This window comes from Leadbetterella byssophila DSM 17132, assembly GCF_000166395.1.
Lineage (GTDB): Bacteria > Bacteroidota > Bacteroidia > Cytophagales > Spirosomataceae > Leadbetterella > Leadbetterella byssophila.
Window position 1 is genome coordinate 2,782,742 of record NC_014655.1, and the last position, 19,779, is coordinate 2,802,520.

Annotated in this window: 13 protein-coding genes; 4 read left to right on the forward strand and 9 right to left on the reverse strand. The window is 42.7% G+C overall.

The window, feature by feature from the left end; genetic code table 11:
* Positions 1 to 16: 16 nt before the first annotated feature.
* Positions 17 to 1,288, forward strand: coding sequence for a BNR repeat-containing protein (locus tag LBYS_RS12560; RefSeq protein ID WP_041823692.1), 1,272 nt, complete (start codon positions 17 to 19; stop codon positions 1,286 to 1,288).
* Here LBYS_RS12560 and LBYS_RS12565 read toward each other — a convergent pair.
* Entirely contained in the window at positions 1,285 to 3,642 is a 2,358-nt protein-coding gene (locus LBYS_RS12565; RefSeq protein WP_013409222.1) for an outer membrane beta-barrel protein, read from the reverse strand. The two genes, LBYS_RS12560 and LBYS_RS12565, sit on opposite strands and share 4 nt — an antisense overlap.
* Before the next feature lie 41 nt (positions 3,643 to 3,683).
* Positions 3,684 to 4,019 carry a DUF6249 domain-containing protein gene (locus tag LBYS_RS12570; RefSeq protein WP_013409223.1) on the reverse strand — a complete coding sequence of 112 codons (336 nt, stop codon included), beginning with the start codon at positions 4,017 to 4,019 and terminating at the stop codon, positions 3,684 to 3,686.
* A 124-nt stretch (positions 4,020 to 4,143) separates the two neighbouring features.
* Between LBYS_RS12570 and LBYS_RS12575 the strand changes: the two genes are divergently transcribed.
* Together LBYS_RS12575 and LBYS_RS12580 are read left to right on the forward strand one after the other, a co-directional pair.
* The gene (locus tag LBYS_RS12575) at positions 4,144 to 4,668 is read left to right on the forward strand and encodes an RNA polymerase sigma factor (protein WP_013409224.1); all 525 of its coding nucleotides are present in this window, start codon (positions 4,144 to 4,146) and stop codon (positions 4,666 to 4,668) included.
* Positions 4,665 to 5,063: a hypothetical protein gene (locus LBYS_RS12580; RefSeq protein WP_013409225.1), complete on the forward strand. Its 399-nt coding sequence runs from the start codon at positions 4,665 to 4,667 to the stop codon at positions 5,061 to 5,063. The genes LBYS_RS12575 and LBYS_RS12580 overlap by 4 nt, the downstream gene beginning before the upstream one ends.
* Before the next feature lie 103 nt (positions 5,064 to 5,166).
* Here the strand turns inward: LBYS_RS12580 and LBYS_RS12585 are convergent, their stop codons facing one another.
* The 7 genes from LBYS_RS12585 to LBYS_RS12615 all read right to left on the reverse strand — a co-directional run bounded on the left by LBYS_RS12585 (position 5,167) and on the right by LBYS_RS12615 (position 15,511).
* Positions 5,167 to 5,919 (reverse strand): TIGR03915 family putative DNA repair protein, encoded by a 753-nt coding sequence (locus tag LBYS_RS12585; RefSeq protein ID WP_013409226.1) that lies wholly within the window; start codon positions 5,917 to 5,919, stop codon positions 5,167 to 5,169.
* Entirely contained in the window at positions 5,916 to 7,157 is a 1,242-nt protein-coding gene (locus tag LBYS_RS12590; protein WP_013409227.1) for a putative DNA modification/repair radical SAM protein, read from the reverse strand. Before LBYS_RS12590 ends, LBYS_RS12585 begins: the two co-directional genes overlap by 4 nt.
* A gap of 90 nt (positions 7,158 to 7,247) precedes the next feature.
* A complete protein-coding gene (locus LBYS_RS12595; RefSeq protein WP_013409228.1) occupies positions 7,248 to 8,354 on the reverse strand; it encodes a glycoside hydrolase family 43 protein in 1,107 nt (368 codons plus the stop codon).
* Complete coding sequence (locus LBYS_RS12600) at positions 8,351 to 9,544, reverse strand: DUF2264 domain-containing protein (RefSeq protein WP_013409229.1); 1,194 nt, start codon at positions 9,542 to 9,544, stop codon at positions 8,351 to 8,353. The genes LBYS_RS12595 and LBYS_RS12600 overlap by 4 nt, the downstream gene beginning before the upstream one ends.
* A gap of 1 nt (position 9,545) precedes the next feature.
* On the reverse strand, positions 9,546 to 10,658 hold the full coding sequence (locus LBYS_RS12605; protein WP_013409230.1) for a glycoside hydrolase family 88/105 protein: 1,113 nt from the start codon (positions 10,656 to 10,658) through the stop codon (positions 9,546 to 9,548).
* A gap of 69 nt (positions 10,659 to 10,727) precedes the next feature.
* Positions 10,728 to 12,422, reverse strand: coding sequence for a RagB/SusD family nutrient uptake outer membrane protein (locus LBYS_RS12610; protein ID WP_013409231.1), 1,695 nt, complete (start codon positions 12,420 to 12,422; stop codon positions 10,728 to 10,730).
* A gap of 23 nt (positions 12,423 to 12,445) precedes the next feature.
* Positions 12,446 to 15,511, reverse strand: a complete 3,066-nt coding sequence (locus tag LBYS_RS12615; RefSeq protein ID WP_013409232.1) for a SusC/RagA family TonB-linked outer membrane protein — start codon at positions 15,509 to 15,511, stop codon at positions 12,446 to 12,448.
* A gap of 269 nt (positions 15,512 to 15,780) precedes the next feature.
* Between LBYS_RS12615 and LBYS_RS12620 the strand changes: the two genes are divergently transcribed.
* Entirely contained in the window at positions 15,781 to 19,770 is a 3,990-nt protein-coding gene (locus tag LBYS_RS12620) for a hybrid sensor histidine kinase/response regulator (protein ID WP_041823695.1), read from the forward strand.
* The last annotated feature ends 9 nt before the right edge of the window (positions 19,771 to 19,779 follow it).

Consider the following 19,779-nt stretch of genomic DNA (forward strand, 5'->3'; position numbering starts at 1 on the left):
TCTCAACAGAAAAAAAATGAAAAAGATACTCTTTTGCCTCTTATTACTAAGTTCCGGAGCGATAGCGCAAAGCATCTCAGAAGTGGCCTATGCTTGGGCTCAGAACTCCGTAAATACGGTCATCTTCAGAAAGAACTCCCTTGTCAGCCTTGGGGATACTCAATACATCGCCTTCTACGACGGAACCGGAAAAGTCATCGTAGGTAAAAGGAATATGAAAGACAAAGTGTGGGAATTAGCGGATTCGGGCTTTACCGGAAATGCCAAAGACGCCCATTGCTCTATCAGCATCATGGTTGACGGCGACGGTTACCTGCACCTCTCCTGGGATCATCACGGTGATACCTTAAGATATGCAAAGAGTACGGCACCACATTCCCTAAATTTCGGACCGAAACAAAGTATGACGGGAGAACACGAAGTAAACGTCACCTATCCCGAATTTTTCCGCACGGACAAGGGCAACTTGCTCTTCATGTACCGCGACGGAGCCTCAGGAAGAGGCAACCTCATCATGAAAAGTTATGAGTTGAAAACACAAAAATGGACTACCCTTCATAACAATCTCATCAGTGGAGAAAACCAAAGAAATGCTTACTGGCAAAGTTTCGTGGATGCAAAAGGTGTCATCCACCTTTCCTGGGTATGGAGGGAAACTCCTGACGTAGCCACTAATCACGACATGTGTTATGCCCGCTCAAAAGACGGTGGAAAAACCTGGGAAAACTCCAAAGGAGTAAAATATACATTGCCCATAACTGCCTCCACCGCAGAGATCATCTTCCCCATTCCTCAGAAAAGTGAATTAATCAATCAGACTTCCATGTTTGCGGATAAAAAAGGCAGACCATTTATAGCCACTTACTGGAGAAAAGAGGGAGTACCTCAGTATAGAATTATTTATCAAAACAAGGGGAAATGGGATGTGTCCAGTCCTGAACATAGAAATAGCTCATTTAGCTTAAGTGGTGTAGGTACCAAAAGAATTCCTATTTCCAGACCCCAGGTGGTTGGATGGGGTAAGAAAGGCGCTATCCTTATCTTCAGAGACGAAGACAGAGGCTCTAAAGTTTCTATAGCTCAAACCTCTAACCTTCGTAAAAACAAATGGAAAATCTTTGATTTAATGGATGAAAATGTGGGATCCTGGGAACCTAGTTTTGATACGGAACTGTGGAAAAGCAAAGGTATTCTAAGCATTTATGTGCAGCATAGCCAACAAACAGATGGAGAGGGACAAAACACTACCCCTCCCCATCTGATCAAAGTGGTGGATTGGAAACCCTAATCCCCATTTTTCACATCGTCATTCCGTATGCTTCTCTGGTTCTTTTTGATGGATTCCTTCAATTGACCAAACTTGTAACTCAGACTGATAGTAGCATTCCTGTAATAGTTTCTTTGCTCAGTAATCTGCACAAAATCAGTCCCGAATCCTTCTACTCGGTTTGATCTATAGCGGGTAAAGGGGTTATTTAAGGTGGCTGACAAGTTGAGTTTATTTTTTACCACTTCTTTAGCCAAAGTCACGTGAGAATATATAAATCCATTTCTGGTTTCCTGCACATTAATGGAAGGTCCATTGTAGCCCAGAGTGGCACTCCATCTCCAATTCTGCGAGGTTCGGTATGTAGAATTCACATTCGATCCAAACATGTAACCTTTATTTCGGATCTCTCCACTAGTCGCGTTTCCTTTCACAGACGCGGAAGCAAATCGTGCATTCAGACCCATCTGCCATCTTTTCGTCCAGTTTCTACTCATATTTAAAGTAAGCGCTGGCAAGAGGCGGGCTTGGCCTACATTATCATAGGAATGCCGAGTAATACCTGTTTCATTATTATAGGAAATGACCGGGAATAACATGTCTCTGATATCAATAAAACTAGCTCCTATATGAAAAAAGGTTTTGCCGGTATAAGTATATTTTACTCCTATCTCCTGCATAACAGAGGGGTCCAGGTCCGGATTTCCTGTTCTTTCAACCGAAGGATTTGACCTATCTACAAAGGGATTTAATTGATAGATTCCAGGTCTTTGAATTCTCTGTAAATAATTGAATGCTAAGCCATTCTTACCCCACTTCCTGTTTACGGTCAAGGTAGGCAGTAAATTGAAATAATTCCTGTTTACCTGCATGTCACTGCTTTCAAAATCTACATATAGAATGGTATTTTCTAAGCGAAAACCTCCGCTCAATCCCCATTTTTTACCATTATATCTAAAAGAGGTGTACATTCCGTAAATCTGCTGACGATTGAAATAATTGTTATCTAATGAATCATATAAACCCTTAGTACTTTGGTAGCCAAACCTACTTTTATTCTCTCTGTATATTCCTTTTATCCCCCCTTCTAACATGAGAGATCGAATGGGATAAACCACATCTACCTGAGCTGTATGCTCTTTAGCATACTGATTATTTACTTGCCTATAATCCTTCTCATGATAATTATATCTTTCTTTCACCTCTACCCCGTTTCCATTTTCACTGTCGTAGGCATTGTATAGATAGGATAAGGTGAGTAATCTGTTTTTATCTTTTCTAGATATGTGTTGGTAATTAAAACCGGCATCCATTCCCTGTCCTTTGCCTTGATTTAAGTTGGAAAGTTGATAATATTCTTCTCGTATACCACTATGTAGGCGTTCGCTCTCCTGGAAGGTTTCAGCGGAGGATCTGCTGGTATTCCAGTTCCATTGGGCAGTTAGTAAATTCAAACTATCTATCTCATAGCTCCATTCTGTTCCCATATATACATTCTTGTTATCCGCCTCTCTTTTTCCATTCTGTTGCAAAATGGACTCTTGAGATTTTCTATAGAAGGATTGCTGATAGTTGGGGTTAAAATATAAGCTACCGCCCCCCAGAGCAGTAATCCCAAGGCGTCCCCGTTTATAATTGATATTCCCTCCTAAATAAGGCCCACCTACAGGAAATTGTGTACTGACACTAACATTTCCCAAGTAGCCCGAATCTACTCTACGTGTAGTAATAATGTTGATGATCCCTGAGATACCTTCCGCGTCATACTTTGCAGGAGGTGTGGTTATTACTTCAATCTTTTGGATAGAAGAGGCAGGCATACTTCTTAGAACTTCTTTATAGTTCCTTTCCACCATGGCTGATGGCTTTCCGTTGATGAAAATCCGGAAGTCTTTTCCGTCTTTCATGAGTAGGTTATCCTCCCCGTCTAAACTTAAGTAAGGTACTTTCCGCATCATCTCTAATACGCTCATAGACTTACTGTCGGGATCCGCCTGAAGATCATAGGTCAGTCTGTCCGGTTCCTGAGTAATGGGAGGTTTTAGAGCCACAATGTTTACTTCGTTTAATTGAGCACTTTCCGTTTGTAGTCGTATAATTCCTAACTCAAGATTGTTATCCACTGTGAGGGCACTTTCACTGGTTTTATAACCCACCGCAGAAACTTTCAAACGGTAATTGCCCTTTGTAACACCTAAAAACTCGAATTCCCCTGATTCTGTGCTGAAGGTAGCCTTGTAAAGTGAGTCTCCCTTTAATAATGCCACTGTGGCATAAGGGATAGGGGATGTGGATTCCATCAATTGTCCACGCACAAAGATCCCCTGGGCTTGCCCGTTAATGGCAAGCATCATTAATAGTAATAGCTTTTTCATAGTTTGATTTTGTCCCGGTAAGTAGGGTACGGAGAGTAACCTTAGTTATCTCCGCGTTTTTCGATCATGTAATTCAAGATGAGGCTTAATCCACCAAAAAGAAGGATCATGGACATATAGGCTGCTCCGTCTGCCATATTGGTATTTGTTCTAAGGAATTCACCCATCAAAATCCCTAATGCTACACCCACAAATAACATACCTAGCTTTAAAGTAAATGCTCTCCCGAAGCCACTCCTTTTCTTTGAGTCAAAGATGGACATGTTACCTCCACTTTGAATGATAGCCATTCTCTCTTTGTGACGGCCGTTAAAGAACATATATCCCATAACGGTTACTCCGATAATTAATGCGATAAGAGTTTCACCTGGTCCCATTGTATTTCTAATTTTGGTCATAGGACAGGACAGGCATTGAAGAAGTTACAAAAAATAAACTTTTTTTTACGTCGTGTAACCTTTTTTCCCTTTCCCTTGTCTTATGCCTACTATAAGCTCTTATATGAACGAAGACCTGATGTATGTAGAAAGGGTAAGACGTGGTGACAGTGCCTCGTATCGTTTCCTCGTAGAGAAATATCAACACATGGCCTTCACCCTTGCTTTAAACGTATTGAAAAATCAGGCAGATGCCGAAGATGCGGCACAAGAGGGATTCTTAAAAGCTTATCAAAACATTCATAAATTTGAAGGGAAATCAAAATTTTCCACATGGCTGTATACTATAGTGTACCGCTGCGCTGTTGAAAAAATACCTACCCGCCAATATCAAGACCTTCAGGATCATTATATCGATGATTATCACGGAGAAAGCCAGATATTGACAGAAGAAAGAGAAAACCTAGTAAGGAAAGCCATCCTTTCCCTACCGAGAACGGAAAGTTTACTGATTACGTTATTTTATATGGACAATTGCTCCATTAAGGAGATACAGGCCATCACTGAACTTTCAGAAAGTAATATAAAAGTCAAGCTTTTCCGTGCGAAAAAGACTTTACAGGAACGTTTAAGATTTTTACAGGCATGATCGAAGACCTACTTAAAGAAACCAAGCCTTACCAGGCTCCCCTTCATTTTTCTGACCAAGTCATGAAGAATGTGGAGGCACAGGAAGCTTTGGATGAGATCTTTCTTCAGGAGTTGATCCCTAATCCTGTAAGTGCTCCTCCTCATTTCAGTCAAAAGGTGATGAAGAAGGTGATGATTCCTTCTGAAGTTGTGGACAAAAAAGCATGGATTTACATCACTGCTGCTTGTGTACTTTTCGGTCTTGTAGCCTACTATACCCCTGACAAACAGACTTTCCGCTTTGATCTTCCTGATTTCCCTAAAATGCACTTCCCCGTAGTTTGTGCTATGGCTATACTAGGAAGTAGCCTTTTGCTCTTGTTAGATCAATGGCTGAGAAAACGTTTGAATTAATCAAATAGCCATCACCGATAACACAAGGCCTGAGGGACAGTTATGCAAGGACAGGCTTAAACTACCATTTCGCTGAACTGGGTCCTTGATAGTACCGCCACTGTTAAACTACAGTAGACTTTTCCGGCAAAAACTTCCAATACCTCCTAGGCACGTGACGTAGATGCAACTTCATGTTTTTCCGCTCCACGATATTGGTACTTTGAAAATAAGATTTCCACAAGTTTTCAAACCTTTGATCCACTTCCAAAGATACCGCAGGTAAGTGGGTCTCCACCTTCTCTTCCAAATGTACCTCTATGCAGGTTTGAGTATCATACTGTATACCATAATCCCTTCGCGTATCATAGATGATCCAGGGCTGATCTGCATACCTCTTTTGGAAAAAATCAATGATCAAAGGGAGTATATTAAAATCCGGTTCAATGACGGCAAAAAACATTCCATCAGAACTTTTGGAGAACCTGGTAAAGGCCTTCATCCTATGCCTCTCTCTGCTCACTTTCTTCAAGGTCTGGGAAAAGTAAAGAACCTCAGTGTCCCCATAATTTTGTAGTAGATTTGACTGCCCTTTAAAGATCCGAACTAAAATTGAAAAACCGGCATCCCATGCCCTGACATCCTCAGAAAGAAAGTTTTTAAAAAAATCCAAGGCCTTACTTTTTCCTAAGACCTCCTCCAAACGTTTCTGAACCCTCCCTGCTTTCTCTCCGTCCGTCACCACCCTATGGGGTATATCAAATAAATCTACAGGTGTGATGCTGGTAAATTTCACTTCTTCATCTTTACGCACAAACGCATCAAAAACTCCCGTCAAATACCCCACATAACTCCCGTCTATCACATAGGTTTTCATACGAACAGGGGAAGCTGATTAGGAATGATCTTTTTGGCATATAAGATCTCCTCCCGTATTCGGGTAGGAGCTTTAAATCCTAGGCTGAATGGTGCATCCGTATACACCATAAAATACTTTGCTCTGTTAAACGCAATACCCATTTTTCGCAGTTGGTGCTCTCTAAGTGGCCCAAACTTGCGGGCTTGAATAATCTTCATGGCACTCTGCCTACCTATCCCGGGTATACGTATGATCTCTTTAAAGTCCGCCTTGTTTACGTCTATAGGAAACAACTGAGGATTTCGCAATGCCCAAGAAAGTTTGGGATCTATCTCCAAATCCAATCTGCTATGCTCGGGATTCAGTATTTCTTCCAGTTGGAAATCGTAAAACCGAAGTAGCCAATCCGTCTGATACAATCTATTTTCCCTTACTAAGGGAGGAGTACTTCCTATCTGAGGAAGATTTTTATTCTGTGCATTTATAGGGATGTAACCGCTATAGTATACTCGCTTAAGATGGTAACTCTTATAGAACTCATCTGCCACTTTCATGATTTGGTAATCGTTCTCCGGAGTAGCCCCTATCACCATTTGAGTACTTTGGCCGGCCGGTACAAAAAGAGGCTTTTTCTTAATCAAAGCTGACTCTTGTTTGATCTCCTGTATGGTTTGATCCACAAACGCCATAGGCTTCCGTACCGAATCGTGATTCTTTTCTGGTGCTACTAATTTTAGCCCTTCTTCGGAAGGCAATTCCAGATTAATACTCATCCTATCCACATACATTCCCGCCTCTTTGATCAACTCTTCACTGGCTCCAGGTATGGTCTTCAAATGGATATATCCGTGATATTTCTCTTCCAAACGAAGCTTTTTAACTATACGAAGCAAACGCTCCATGGTGTAGTCAGCATTCTTAAAAATACCCGAACTTAGAAATAAGCCTTCTATGTAGTTTCTTCTATAGAAGTTCATGGTCAGTTCCACAACTTCCTCTACAGTAAAGGCCGCCCGCTTTACATCATTGCTCCTTCTACTCACGCAAAAAGCGCAGTCATAAATACAGTGATTCGTTAATAAGATCTTTAGCAATGAAACGCATCGCCCATCTTCCGTGTAGGTATGGCATATTCCAGAGGCCGAAGCATCTCCTATCCCACCTTCATTCTTTCTCTTGCTGCCACTGGAACTGCAACTAACATCATATTTTGCTGCATCAGCCAGAATTCTTAACTTCTCTTCAATCCTCTCCACTCCTGCTATGTGTGTCGTATGTTCATAACGACAAAACGTAGCAATTAATTTTCTGAGAATCAGCTGAGTTTGCTACAAATTGTAGCAAAATTATCTTTTCTTATCAAAGACCTCCAGATCCCATTCATCTTTCCAGTAGATCTTAGGCTTTCCTCCTTCCATTTGGATAGGTAACCAAATATACCTTCCGTCTATATGATTCTTAGGATTCCACCTATCAGCCATGAAGATAAATGCATTCTTCTTCCCTTGAACCGGAAGTATAAACGTACCCTGAGATTTAAAGGTAAGTTCTGCTCCTTCGCCTACGCAAGGGTTTCCTAGCTCTTCCCAGGGTCCCAACATATCCTTTGCCCGGAATGAGCGGGCTGCATTAGGATCCCAACCGGTACAACCCGAGGTAATCATGTAGTACCAACCGTCCTGGTAAAAGAGCGCAGGGGCTTCATTATGTCCTGCCGGTGCCACAGTAATATATCTACCGGTAAAGTCAGTGTAGGTATCGTTTAACTCTGCTATGTGCAGTGTAAGATTTTCCTCAGAAGAGTATACATGGAATGCTTTCCCCTTTTGGTCTACATAAAGGGTCATATCTCTGGCCATCTGACCACCTTCTATGTGCTTTCTAATAAACAAGCCTTCTTTTACAGCAGTGTACCAGTTGGGCGTCCACCATTTCAAGGTATCTTCTCCTGCTCTTGGCTTCTTCCATTCCTCTTCAAAGTTCAATGGCCATTTTCCGGCATTTGGACGCAGAGATTTTTGGAACACAAAAGGACCCACCGGAGAATCACTTACAGCAAGACCTGTCCTGGCTGCAGCATATCCTTGACCTTTGAGTTCCAGATGGAACCACATCACAAATTTCTTTGTCTTCGCGTTATAAATCACCTTCGGCCTTTCCATTACACATCCTTTGGTGATATCTGAATTAGGATCCTCACTAACCTTAAGCGCTATTCCCTCATTTTTCCAGGTCTTTAAATCCCTGGATGAATACACACTGACACCCACTTCCGCAAGGGAGTTTTTACCTTTTATTTCCCCATACCAATAGTATTGACCTTTATGAAAAAGCACGCCTCCTCCATGGGCATTGATATGCTGTCCATCCGTGTCTGGCCATAGCTGTCCAGGTCTGATCTGCGCAGATACAGAGGAAATAAATAAGAGTAAAAAAGTAAATATTCGTATCATTTTATCTTTGGATCATGTGAAACATCTTGTCCTTGCCATACTTTTTGTTGAGTCCATTTTGCGGGAGCATCTTTCCAAAATGGATCTTGAGGGCTTAAGCCCAAAGGCAAAAATATAGCAGTAGCTAAATAGGGGCTACCTTGGTTATTGTAAACATCTGCAATGTTCGGCTGGTCTCCATATAGGCCTAGGGTCAGCCATCCGTCCTTGTATGTTCCCGGAGATTCTAAGGTCTTTCGAATAACAGCCGTCAAAGCTCCTCTCACCTGTGCGGGTTTCAAGTCTTTCGGTAATGCATTTCTCCAAGCCATATCCGCTAAGTGATGAAATGCCGCTCCTCTATAGATCAATGATCTGCCTGTTGGCGGAAATGAACCATCCTGTCCTATTAACCTCTCCTGGATTTGAGCATATCTGGTATTCCTAGCTTTTACTTTCTCCCACATTCCGTCGTAGGACTTGGTTTTCTTAGTTATTTCTACAAGGATATTAGCCAAGTATGGATGTATTACATAAGAATTATAGTAGTCAAAGGCATAGGAATCTCCATCCTTATACATTCCATCACCCACGTACCACTGTTCATGCTGCATCAGCGCATAGTCTATTCGCATGGCATCATATTCATATCCGTACTTTGCCAGGAACACTTCATTCATGGCAGAGAATAAAAGCCAATTGCTAAATCCCGGTTTGAACTGCCGGGTACTCCTGATGGCCTGCACTAGTCTTTCTCTATCTGTTTGCGGAAGATTCTCCCACAGCCATGGCGCCCTAACAAATGCCATAGCAAGGAAAGAAGCATCTACAAGTTGCTGTCCGGCTATATCGTACCTCATGTAATCCTTCTTACTTGGATCTAGAGAATTGCGGATGCCTTGCAGGGTCCATTCCCTGTACTGCTTTCTCATAGCCTTCTCCTCAGCATTTCCCTCTTCGCATTGCAACCACGGCGCGATACCACTCAGCACTCTTCCTAGAACCTCTACATATTGTACCTTGATTCTACTCTCTTTGTTGTCCGTGCGAATAGATACCCTTTGTGGCATCTTTATCATCAGACTATCATGCGCCAAACTCTCCAGTACTGGTCGGCACATTTTGTCCATCTCTTTTAACCAAAAGGCCCTGTCTTGAGCCCAAAGTCCTGTACTCCAAAAAGCCAGACACCAAGTGAGTAGAATACGCATCTTATTTCTTCTTTTCTACAAATCTATACATTTCGCAGGAAGCAAGTAAAAAAGCCCCCACCCCAAACGGAGAAGTAGAATTCTCGTTCACTACCTGTCCTGGAATAGCTTTCTCTCCTATAGGCTGCACATAACCTACCTTACCATTCTCCTGCAATGCCGTCTCCGTCAGATATTTCCAGGCCTTCTTAGCGGTAGGCAAATATTTCTTTTCGGATAAAATACCGTTATTAATCCCCCAAAGCATACCATAGGTAAAAAAGGCCGTACCACTGGTCTCTGGTCCTGGAGCATGAGCCGGATCAAGCATGCTGCGCGTCCAGTAGCCTTCTGCCTGCTGAGTTTCCACTAAGGTTTTGGCCATCTTCTGATACAACTTAATATATGTCTTTCTTTGGGGCTCCTTCTTTGGAAGGTCCTGGATCACCTTAGCGAAAGCAGCAAAAACCCAACCGTCACCCCGGGCCCAAAAATCCTTCTTCCCGTTCACACTTTTGTGCTTGGGATAAACATATTTAGCATCTCTGTAATACAGCCCGGTCTCTTTATCATACATGATACTGTGGGCGTACTGAAAATATTCATTTAATTTCTTTAAGTAGAGTGGATTTCCCGTGATCTTATACATTTTTGTCATCACCGGCATTACCATATAAAGCCCGTCTGCCCACCACCAGTAGTCGTTCTTATCCGTACTCATCTGGTATTCCATCACCTCTTTAGCGCGGGCTATCTTATACTCTTGAGGATTTATTTCATAGAGGTCAGCATAGGTTTGAAAACAAATTTGCCAATCTCCAAAAAGCACAAAGTCATCCTTTTCTCCATAGGAATACTTCCATTCCTCCTTCTTATTGGACTTAGCTCCCATCCATTCGTTTTGCTCCGCCCATTTTTCGGAATACTTCAGATACTGCTCATTTCCGGTCAACTTATATACTTCCATATTTCCGGTATGATACGCAGCAATATCCCAGAAGGCCCAGCCCAACTTAGGATTGTTTTCCTGCCAATACGTATTCACCTTGTCTATGATTTCTCGTACTTCTGTACTGCTTTGCCCCCGGGAGGTAAGTGTGGATATAAGAAGCAAAAAAAAGAATCTCTTCAACATTACTTAGTATTTATTAATCAATAATGGGAAAATTAAGCTGCCCTGTTTCCAAGGCAGCTTAATCTACAATCAATATCCAGGATTTTGCGCTAACTCAGCCTTCGTATTGAGACGGATATCATTCAATGGAATAGGCAATAACACATTGTGGTTTGCAAATCCCGTTATGATCTTATTACTTGGACCGGAATCCGTGTTCAAAGCGATTCTTTCTCTCAACTTACCTGTACGCACTAAAGTCATTCTTCTGTTTTCTTCAGCTATCAATTCTCTAGCTCTTTCATCCAGGATGAAGTCAATATTGATATCTGCGGCAGACACCTTTCCTAAATCAGGATTGCCTTTAGCTGCTCTTGCATCCTTAAATGCTCTGTCACGGATGACATTGATATCACTTGCTGCACCTGCATTATTTCCTTGACGGAAGCGGGCTTCCGCTCTCAACAGGAAGGTTTCAGCATAACGCATTACCGGCCAGTCTTTCACTAAGGCGTACCCAAAGTCATCTTCCGGGTCATAGCCACCCCATTTAGTAGGGAATGGATACCACACTTCTAAACTATCTGTTCTGAAAGGCACTGCACGGTCCCCGGTCTTAACGGTCACCTTTTGAACCGCATCAGCTGAGTTTGGATCTACTCTATAACCGTCTTTATCAATACCAATATTCGCACTGAAGCCTGGTCGGTTATAGTTAGTAGTTCTTCTGATATTGTAATTACTATTACGGATATCTCCATCTAGTCCTTTCCATACGGTATACTTCATGAAGTTGCTCAATCTCAATCTACCGTTACCTCTCCCCCCTAAAGAGTCGGCATTTACCATACCGTCCCACTTGTGGTAAGCCGGCTGCCAAACCCTTCTGTGTTGAGGGTTATCAATGGTACCTCCAGTCACGTTTCTGTTGAACTCCATTTGGAAGGTCCAGATAGCTTCTGTGTTTCCTTGAGATCTTCTCTGGTTTCCAAAGCGGAACATGTCTCTGTACGCATCTCCACCTTCTCCTAGGAATTTACCATATCTGCTGCTGATCAATTGATACTTACCTGAATTAATGATATCAGTAGTCAATTGCTCCGCTTTAGCATAGTAGGACGCATCACGCATACCCATTCTCAGGTAAGCCTCCGCACCTAATTGTCTGGCCATGTCCTTAGTAGCACGGTTTTGAGTCACCGTCTGTCCTACTTCAGGTAGATTAGCTACTGCATAAGTGATGTCTTCCTCGATCAACTTATCAACTTCAGCTACCGCGTTTCTTGCAAAATCAAACTTCGGACTAGCCACCGGCTCTTTCAATAATGGCACATCACCATAGAGGGTAACTAACATGTTATAGGCATATGCACGGAAGAAACGAGCTTCTGCATTGGCCTTCACATTATTCTCTCCCACCGCCGAAATGATCACATTGGCATGGTTTATAAAATCGTAGCTTTTTTGCCACAAATAGGTAACTGCACCGTTCTCAGGATTCAAGTCGGCATACTGATAAAACGGGTTTTCCACTCCTTCAGTTGCCCCTGCACTGGTGATGTCTGTTCCGATTTGCCAGCACGACAAGAAACCTTGTCTACCGCTATATCCCCATAATTCGGCGAAGATTCGGTGTAGACCTACCACCTGGGCTTCAATGGTCTGAGCATCTGTAGCTCCTGTACGGTAGCTAGAATACGGATCCTCATCCAAATAGTTTTTTCCGCATGAGCTAGTTAGCAAAACACCGGCTACTAGCATCGCACTTTTAAAATATTTTTTCATCACACTAAAATTTTCAAGGTTGATTAAAAAGTAATGTTTGCACCTAACACGTACGTACGAACCATTGGATAATTCAAGTTATCATTCGCAGATCCTCTGGTGATATCTCTGGCTTCAGGGTCCCATCCTAACCAGTTCGTCCAAGTGTAAAGGTTTCTTCCGCTTACATAAAGTTGTAATCCACCTATTCCTATCTTGTTCAAAGCGTTTTGTCCGAAGTTATAGCTTAATGTAATGTCTTTCAGACGAGTGTAACTTGCATCTTCAGGGAAGCCGTATCCGTGAGAGTTCGAGTGGTTCCCAAGAGATCTCCATTCGTTACTACGGTTTTCTGGAGTCCAGTAGCCTAAAGCTGCAGGAGTACTTCTTCTTCCCATCTCATCTGAAGCTCCACCTATCTGCGGGTTATTTCTTAACGCACCTTGTACGGTTTGAATGAAGATGTTCAAGTTGAAGTTTTTGTAGGTCAAAGTGTTAGTTAAACCACCTGTCCATTTCGGAGCCGTTTGACCTAGAATACTTCTGTCATTATCATCTACCTTACCGTCTTTGTTCAAGTCAGCTAGTTTTAAGTCGCCCGGAAGAGCAGTATCATCCCATCCTTTGTTCAGTCCTTGCTCTATCTCATCTTCTTGCCAGATGCCTACTTTGGTATAATCATAAATCACACCTACAGGATGGCCTATAAACCAACGGTTTCCGATATCGTCTTTTCCGTCACCGTATACATCTACTATCTTGTTTTTATTTGTAGAGAATACTACGGTAGAAGACCAGGAGAAGTCAGGCTTAACTATGTTTTTGGAGGTCACCGTTAGTTCAATACCCGTATTCGCTACCTTGCCTATGTTTGACCATACGTCATTGTATCCGGTAATCTGAGGGATACGTTGTAACAAAAGCATATCAAAGGTATTGGTCTTATAGAAGTCAATAGTACCTGAGATTCTGTTTCTATATAGACCGAAGTCTAGACCGGTGTTAAATCCTTTGGTTTTTTCCCATTGCAAATCATCGTTACCCATTCTGCTTTGCACCTTCAAGGTAGTATAAGGTCTGCCGTCCATGGCTAGAGAACCAGAACTCATCAAAGCTAGAGTTTGGTATACACCTATAGCTTCATTACCTGAGATACCGTAAGAAACACGTAGTTTCAAGTTGGTCAACACATCACTATACTTCTGCATGAAGGACTCATTAGTAATGTTCCATGCCAAAGCCGCTGAAGGGAAAGTACCATATTTATTGTTCTTACCAAATACAGAAGAACCGTCTCTACGTACCGTCAATGTGAACATGTACCTACTGTCAAATCCATAGTTCAATCTACCCATTTGAGATAGTGAACGGTACTTATCAGCCTGAGAGGAAACCGTCTGAGTTGATGCAGACTCCAAGTTACCCCACTCCAAATCATCATTAGGGAATACTTGTCCGGTAGCTACTGCTTGTTGCCAGTACTTCTCCTTCGCAGCGTATAGTCCGGTTAGGTCAAAATGATGTTTACCAAAGTCTTTGTTATAGGTTACAATGTTCTCTAAAGTATAGGTTTGAGACTCATTGTTAGTGATGGTACCGGTTCCTGACATGTTGTAAACCGACTTACCATAGTACTCGTTATTACGCACCGGAACAAAGGAATAACCCGCGTTAAACTTGTAATTCAAACCTGCTAATGGTCTCCAGATGTTACCAAAGTTTACATCAGCATAACCGTTAAGAGAAATGTTCCACTGTCTACGGATAGGGTTTGTAGTGGTATTCAACAATGGGTTAGCCCAAAGCTGCTCTGAATACATAGGATACTGCGTTAATGAACCATCCTCATTATACATTCTGGCATAAGGGCTCATGGCTGCAGCCTGCAATAGGTTTGCACGTCCTCCGTCTCTATTATGAGAAACGATAAAGGTAGATGTTCCAATGCTTAAATATTTGGTAGCCTTGACGTCTGTGTTCGTACGGAAGGAATAACGCTTGTAGTTGTATCCTTGCACTATACCTTTTTGATCCAGGTAATCCAAAGACACGAAGTACTTCGCATTTTCTGTACCGCCGGAGATCCCCACGTTATGGTTCTGAACCACACCGGTTTGCATTACAGCATCTAACCAATCTGTAGTTACTCCATTCTGGTAATTATCCCACTCGTACTGGTTACGTACCGGACCTCCGTTATATAAACTGGTGTTGGTGATACGTGAATATTCTGCGTAACGTCTTAATAATTCTTCAGGAGATGCAGGCTCAAGGATATGGGCCGCTTCTTCCACCCCACCGTATGTGTTATAGCGGACGGTTGGTTTTCCTGTGGTTCCTCTCTTTGTTGTAATCAAGATTACACCATTAGAACCGTTCACCCCGTAAATAGCCACCGCCGAAGGGTCCTTAAGGATCTCTATGGAAGCTACATCATTAGGGTTGATGTCATTAATAGAACCGTCAGTTCTGGATAATGGAATCCCATCCACAACTACATAAGGTTCTGAAGAGGCATTGATAGAGTTTCTACCTCTGATCTGAGTAGATGGAGCATCACCCGGAATGGAAGACGCTTGAGAAACGGATACGTTAGCTACCGCACCCTGTACAGCTTGCATCACGTTATTCACAGGTAGGTTAGACAATCTTTCCTTTGGAACAGATGCCACAGAACCCGTAATGTCAGAACGCTTTTGAGTACCATAACCTACTACTACCACTTCTGACATCAGTTTGCTATCGTCTTCTAAACTGACATTTACTACCGTTTGTCCGGGGTTTACAACTACCTTCTGCTCTAAGTACCCTACGGAAGTGAATACTAAAGTTACTCTGCCATCCGGAACAGATAACTTAAAGTCCCCGTTCACATCAGAAATGACTCCTAATGTAGTGCCTTCTACCCGAATGTTAACTCCTGGAATGGGATCGCCGTTAGTGTCTGTCACTTTACCTTCCAGATTACGGTTGACCACCGCATTAATAGCGCTTAAGTTCACTCCCCGATCCTTCGCTTCTGCCGCAGGACTTAGTAATAAGCCACCACCTAGCATGATTAAGGCTACGCCCCTGAGATGAATCGGTACTGAAAATAGAGGTTTTCTCATACGATTGAATAGTTAATTTAATTTTGCGCCTTCTGAGTCCCCTATGAGAAACTCAAAATTATTTATTTGAATAGTGCAAAATTACACCGCCTAAGCCCCTTTAGCTAGGGGCAAAATCATCGAAAACATGGGGTATTTTCGTCGTAAAACAGGATTATTGCAGCAAAATCATACCCTTCTACAGGCCTAGCAGATTGATTATGCGTAGATTAGACACAATTAATTAGAATAGTACACACTCTCACAAAAAAGCTCCTATTTTTGTAGGGATGAAGACTAAGAAATTTCTCCTTTTCAGCCTATTCTTAATAAACATGCTCAGCTATGGGCAGGAGAACTTTCGTTTTGAACACCTCACCGTAAATGACGGTTTAGCCCATAGTGATGCCGTAGCCGTACTCCAGGATCCCAAGGGATTCATATGGATCGGTACGAATAATGGCATTGACCGTTACGATGGGTACGAACTTAAAAATTATGTACTCCCAAACGATAATTCCTCCGGCATCTATAACAACCGAATCACCTCCCTTTACCAGGGAAAATCAGGGAGGATTTGGGCCACTGCCGACGAACAAAGCGTCTACTTCTACGATCCCATCACAGATGCATTTCGTCCCCTAGCGGATCTGCTTACTGATAAGACCGACAAACAACTTCTAAAGGAAATCTCTGCCAGAACCGTAGTAGAACACCCCAATGGGGAGATTTATATAGGTACACGCTATCACGGCCTGCTGAAGGTTAAGAATCAGATCCAAACCTTCCCTTTTACCAAAGACGGAAATCCGGTGGCCGTCTTCAAACTAGAGATTGACGAAAAAGGTACCCTTTGGATAGGAACTACGGGTCTAGGATTATGGAAACTAGAATCAAAAGACAAAACCCCACAAAGGTTCTCAGCATGGACGCAGAATAACGTGAGAGCCCTGTATGTACAGAAAGGAAACACCCTTTGGATAGGCTCAGACCATCAAGTAGCCCGACTGAATCAGAAACTGACCTTCCTCAATGGCTCATTCGCTTCCGTAAATTGCATTTATGAGGACTCCTATAAGAGGATGTGGATAGGTACTAATTTCGGTCTGCATTTGGTCACTAATCTGAAACCAAACGGTCCTGAACTCTTGGACTTTTCAGACCATGTCTTCTCCGTAGATCCGGATAATCCCTGGGCCATCAACTCTAACAGAGTTCACCAAGTCTGCGAAGACTCCTTCAAAAACCTCTGGTTCGCCGCATCATCCGGTGGACTTAACAAGATCAGTCTACTGGCAAAACCCTTTGGCCTCATCAATAAACTCAGCCATAAGGACATGCCGGATAATTATATCAATACCCTTTGGCCCGACCAAAATTACCTATGGATAGGCACCCGAAACGGTATGGCCCGGTACCATACAGCCACTGGTGAGTTCAGGAGTGTGCTGCACAATAAAGTTTCCGCCAGCACCACTCACATCAGCGTATCCAGCATCTATGATCCCGGTAATAATGAACTTTGGGTCTCTTCCAGAGAAAATGGGATATATATTCTAAACAAATCTAACTTAGCCCTCAAAAGACTTCCGGAAATTGAAGGTCTACGCCCATGGTCCCAAATAGAACCTCTGTGCATAAGAGAAGATGGTAAAGGGCAAATCTGGATAGCCACCTTCTATGCAGGGATTTACATTTTTGACAAATCAGGTAAGTTTATACAAGTACTCAACCCTGAAAATAGCCCCTTACCCACAGATAAAATCACCTCTTTACTCTATGACGCTCAAGAAGACGTCATGTGGGCCAGCACCCGAAATGCCGGAGTCTGTAAACTGAAATGGGGACCAAAAGGCCTGGAACTCCTTCAACATTTCCAGTTTGAAACCGGAAAAGAAAATAGCCTCAAGGTTAACTATTCCTGGCCTCTTCTGAAAGACAAAAAAGGCAGACTCTGGATAGGTACCTTAGGTGGTGGGCTACACATGATTGACAATGTAAATACCATCCATAGATATGATAAATACCTTCCGGAGTCTAATGTTGAAACCATTGTAGAAGCAGACAATGGAGAACTCTGGATAGGTGGAAGAGGTCTTTACAAATTTGATCCCGAAACCAAAACCTATCTTCACTTTGACGTGGCTGACGGCTTACAAAGTAACTCTTTCAAGATAGGTGCGGCATGCAAAGGCGCAGATGGGAAGTTATATTTCGGAGGAATCAATGGAATCTCCCATTTCTACCCCAACCTCATCTCCCGGAACCCCTACCCTCCAAAAATGCAGATCACGGGTCTTAGAATAGTGACCTACGAGGACCAAAAGCACCCTCGCGCACATCTGAGCGGTTCAGGGAAGATTACGCTATCTGACAAAGAAAATGATTTCGCCATTTCTTTTGTGGGACTCAACTTCCAAAATCCTAGAAAACAGAGATACGCCTATAAACTTGAAGGCTACCACGAAAACTGGATCCCACTTCCCCCTGGCCAGAGAATAGCAGCCTTCGCCGGATTACCTGCCGGAGAATATACCTTCAAGGTCAAAGCAGATAATGGAGATGGGATATGGTCAGAAGAAGACGCCACTTTGAACATCAAAATCCTACCGCCTTGGTATAAAACCACCTTGGCTTACCTTTCATATGCCGTCTTACTCTTCTTGGTACTGAGCTGGTACAGAAGAGTTCGCGCTAAGCAGAGAGAGCTTCAAAACAAAGTAGCTCTGGAACAAATGGAGAAACAGAAAGAAAGAGAGCTGTCAGAAATGAAACTCAACTTCTTCACGAATGTTTCCCACGAACTTCGTACTCCTTTAAGCCTGATCCTACATCCCGCAGATGATCTGGTGAAAGCCGTAGAGCCCGGTTCTGAAGCGCACGGCAAAGCCGTTTTGGTACATAAACAAGCCCATAAGCTCTTGACCCTTGTGAACCAACTCATGGATTTACGAAAAGTAGAGTCCGGAAATATGCCTATTCATCTGGAAAAGGTGGATGTCATTTCCTTCATACGTGAGATCTTCCTCATTTTCAAGATCAAGGCTGAAGAGAAGAACATACAGTATGAGTTCCTATCTGACCATACGGAATTAGTAGCTGATTTTGACATTGCTAAATTAGAAATCATCCTGACTAATCTCCTTTCCAATGCCTTCAAGTACACTCAAAGTGGAGGGCAGATCCAATTATCCGTTCAAAAGACTGAAAACCAATCTCTCTGCCTAACTTTTAAAGACAGTGGAATAGGTATCCACCCCCAGGATATCAAGAACATCTTTGAACCTTTCTACCAATCCGTTAACCGAAGCAAGATCCCAGGAACGGGAATTGGCCTTTCTCTAGTGAAGGAATTGGTACAAATGTTAGGTGGAGAAATCCTAGTAGAAAGCATACTTGGAGAAGGATCTACTTTTGCCGTAAAACTGCCTCTCCAAAACAGTCAAGACATTAGTTTTAAGAAGGATAAAGAGGAACTCCCAAGCTTCCTACCTGAAAAAGAAGCCAAAATGGATGCACACCTCCTCATCGTCGAAGATAATGCAGACCTGAGAAACTATCTCGAAGAAATCTTTGGCTCCACACTTAAAGTAAGCATGGCCACAAACGGTAAAGAAGCCTGGGATATGATCCAGAAAGATACCCCTGACGCCGTTCTAAGTGATGTCATGATGCCGGAAATGGATGGCCTAGAACTATGTTCTAAGGTTAAAAACCATCCAAAGTTCGCCCATTTACCCATAGTGCTGATTACCGCCAGAGCTGCAGCAGTACATGAACTGGAAGGCATAGAAAGCGGAGCAGATGACTATATCGTAAAACCCTTTAATCCGAAAATCCTCTTCTCTAAAGTGACCGCACTCTTACAGAACCGCAAAAAACTCAGAGAACTTTTCCAAAGGCAACTGGTCACTGAACCTAAAGAAACAGAACTGGAGGATGCAGATTTGAACTTCCTAAGAGAAGCCATGAGCATCATAGAAGTTAATCTAACCAATAAACAGTTTGGAGTTCAAAGTCTAGTACAATCCTCCGGTATGAGCCAATCCGCCTACTACCGTAAGCTAAAAAACCTCACCGGACAGAGTGTGGTGGAGTTCATCCGTGACGTACGTATGAAAAAGGCGGCCCAACTGCTCACTACCGGAAAGTTCAGAATCACAGAAGTCATGGAACAAGTAGGAATAGAAGATTACAAGTATTTCCGAACCGCCTTCCAGAAGTTGTATCATGTATCTCCATCAGAATTTGCTAAAAACCATGTCAAAACGAACGTTTAGCGTATTTTT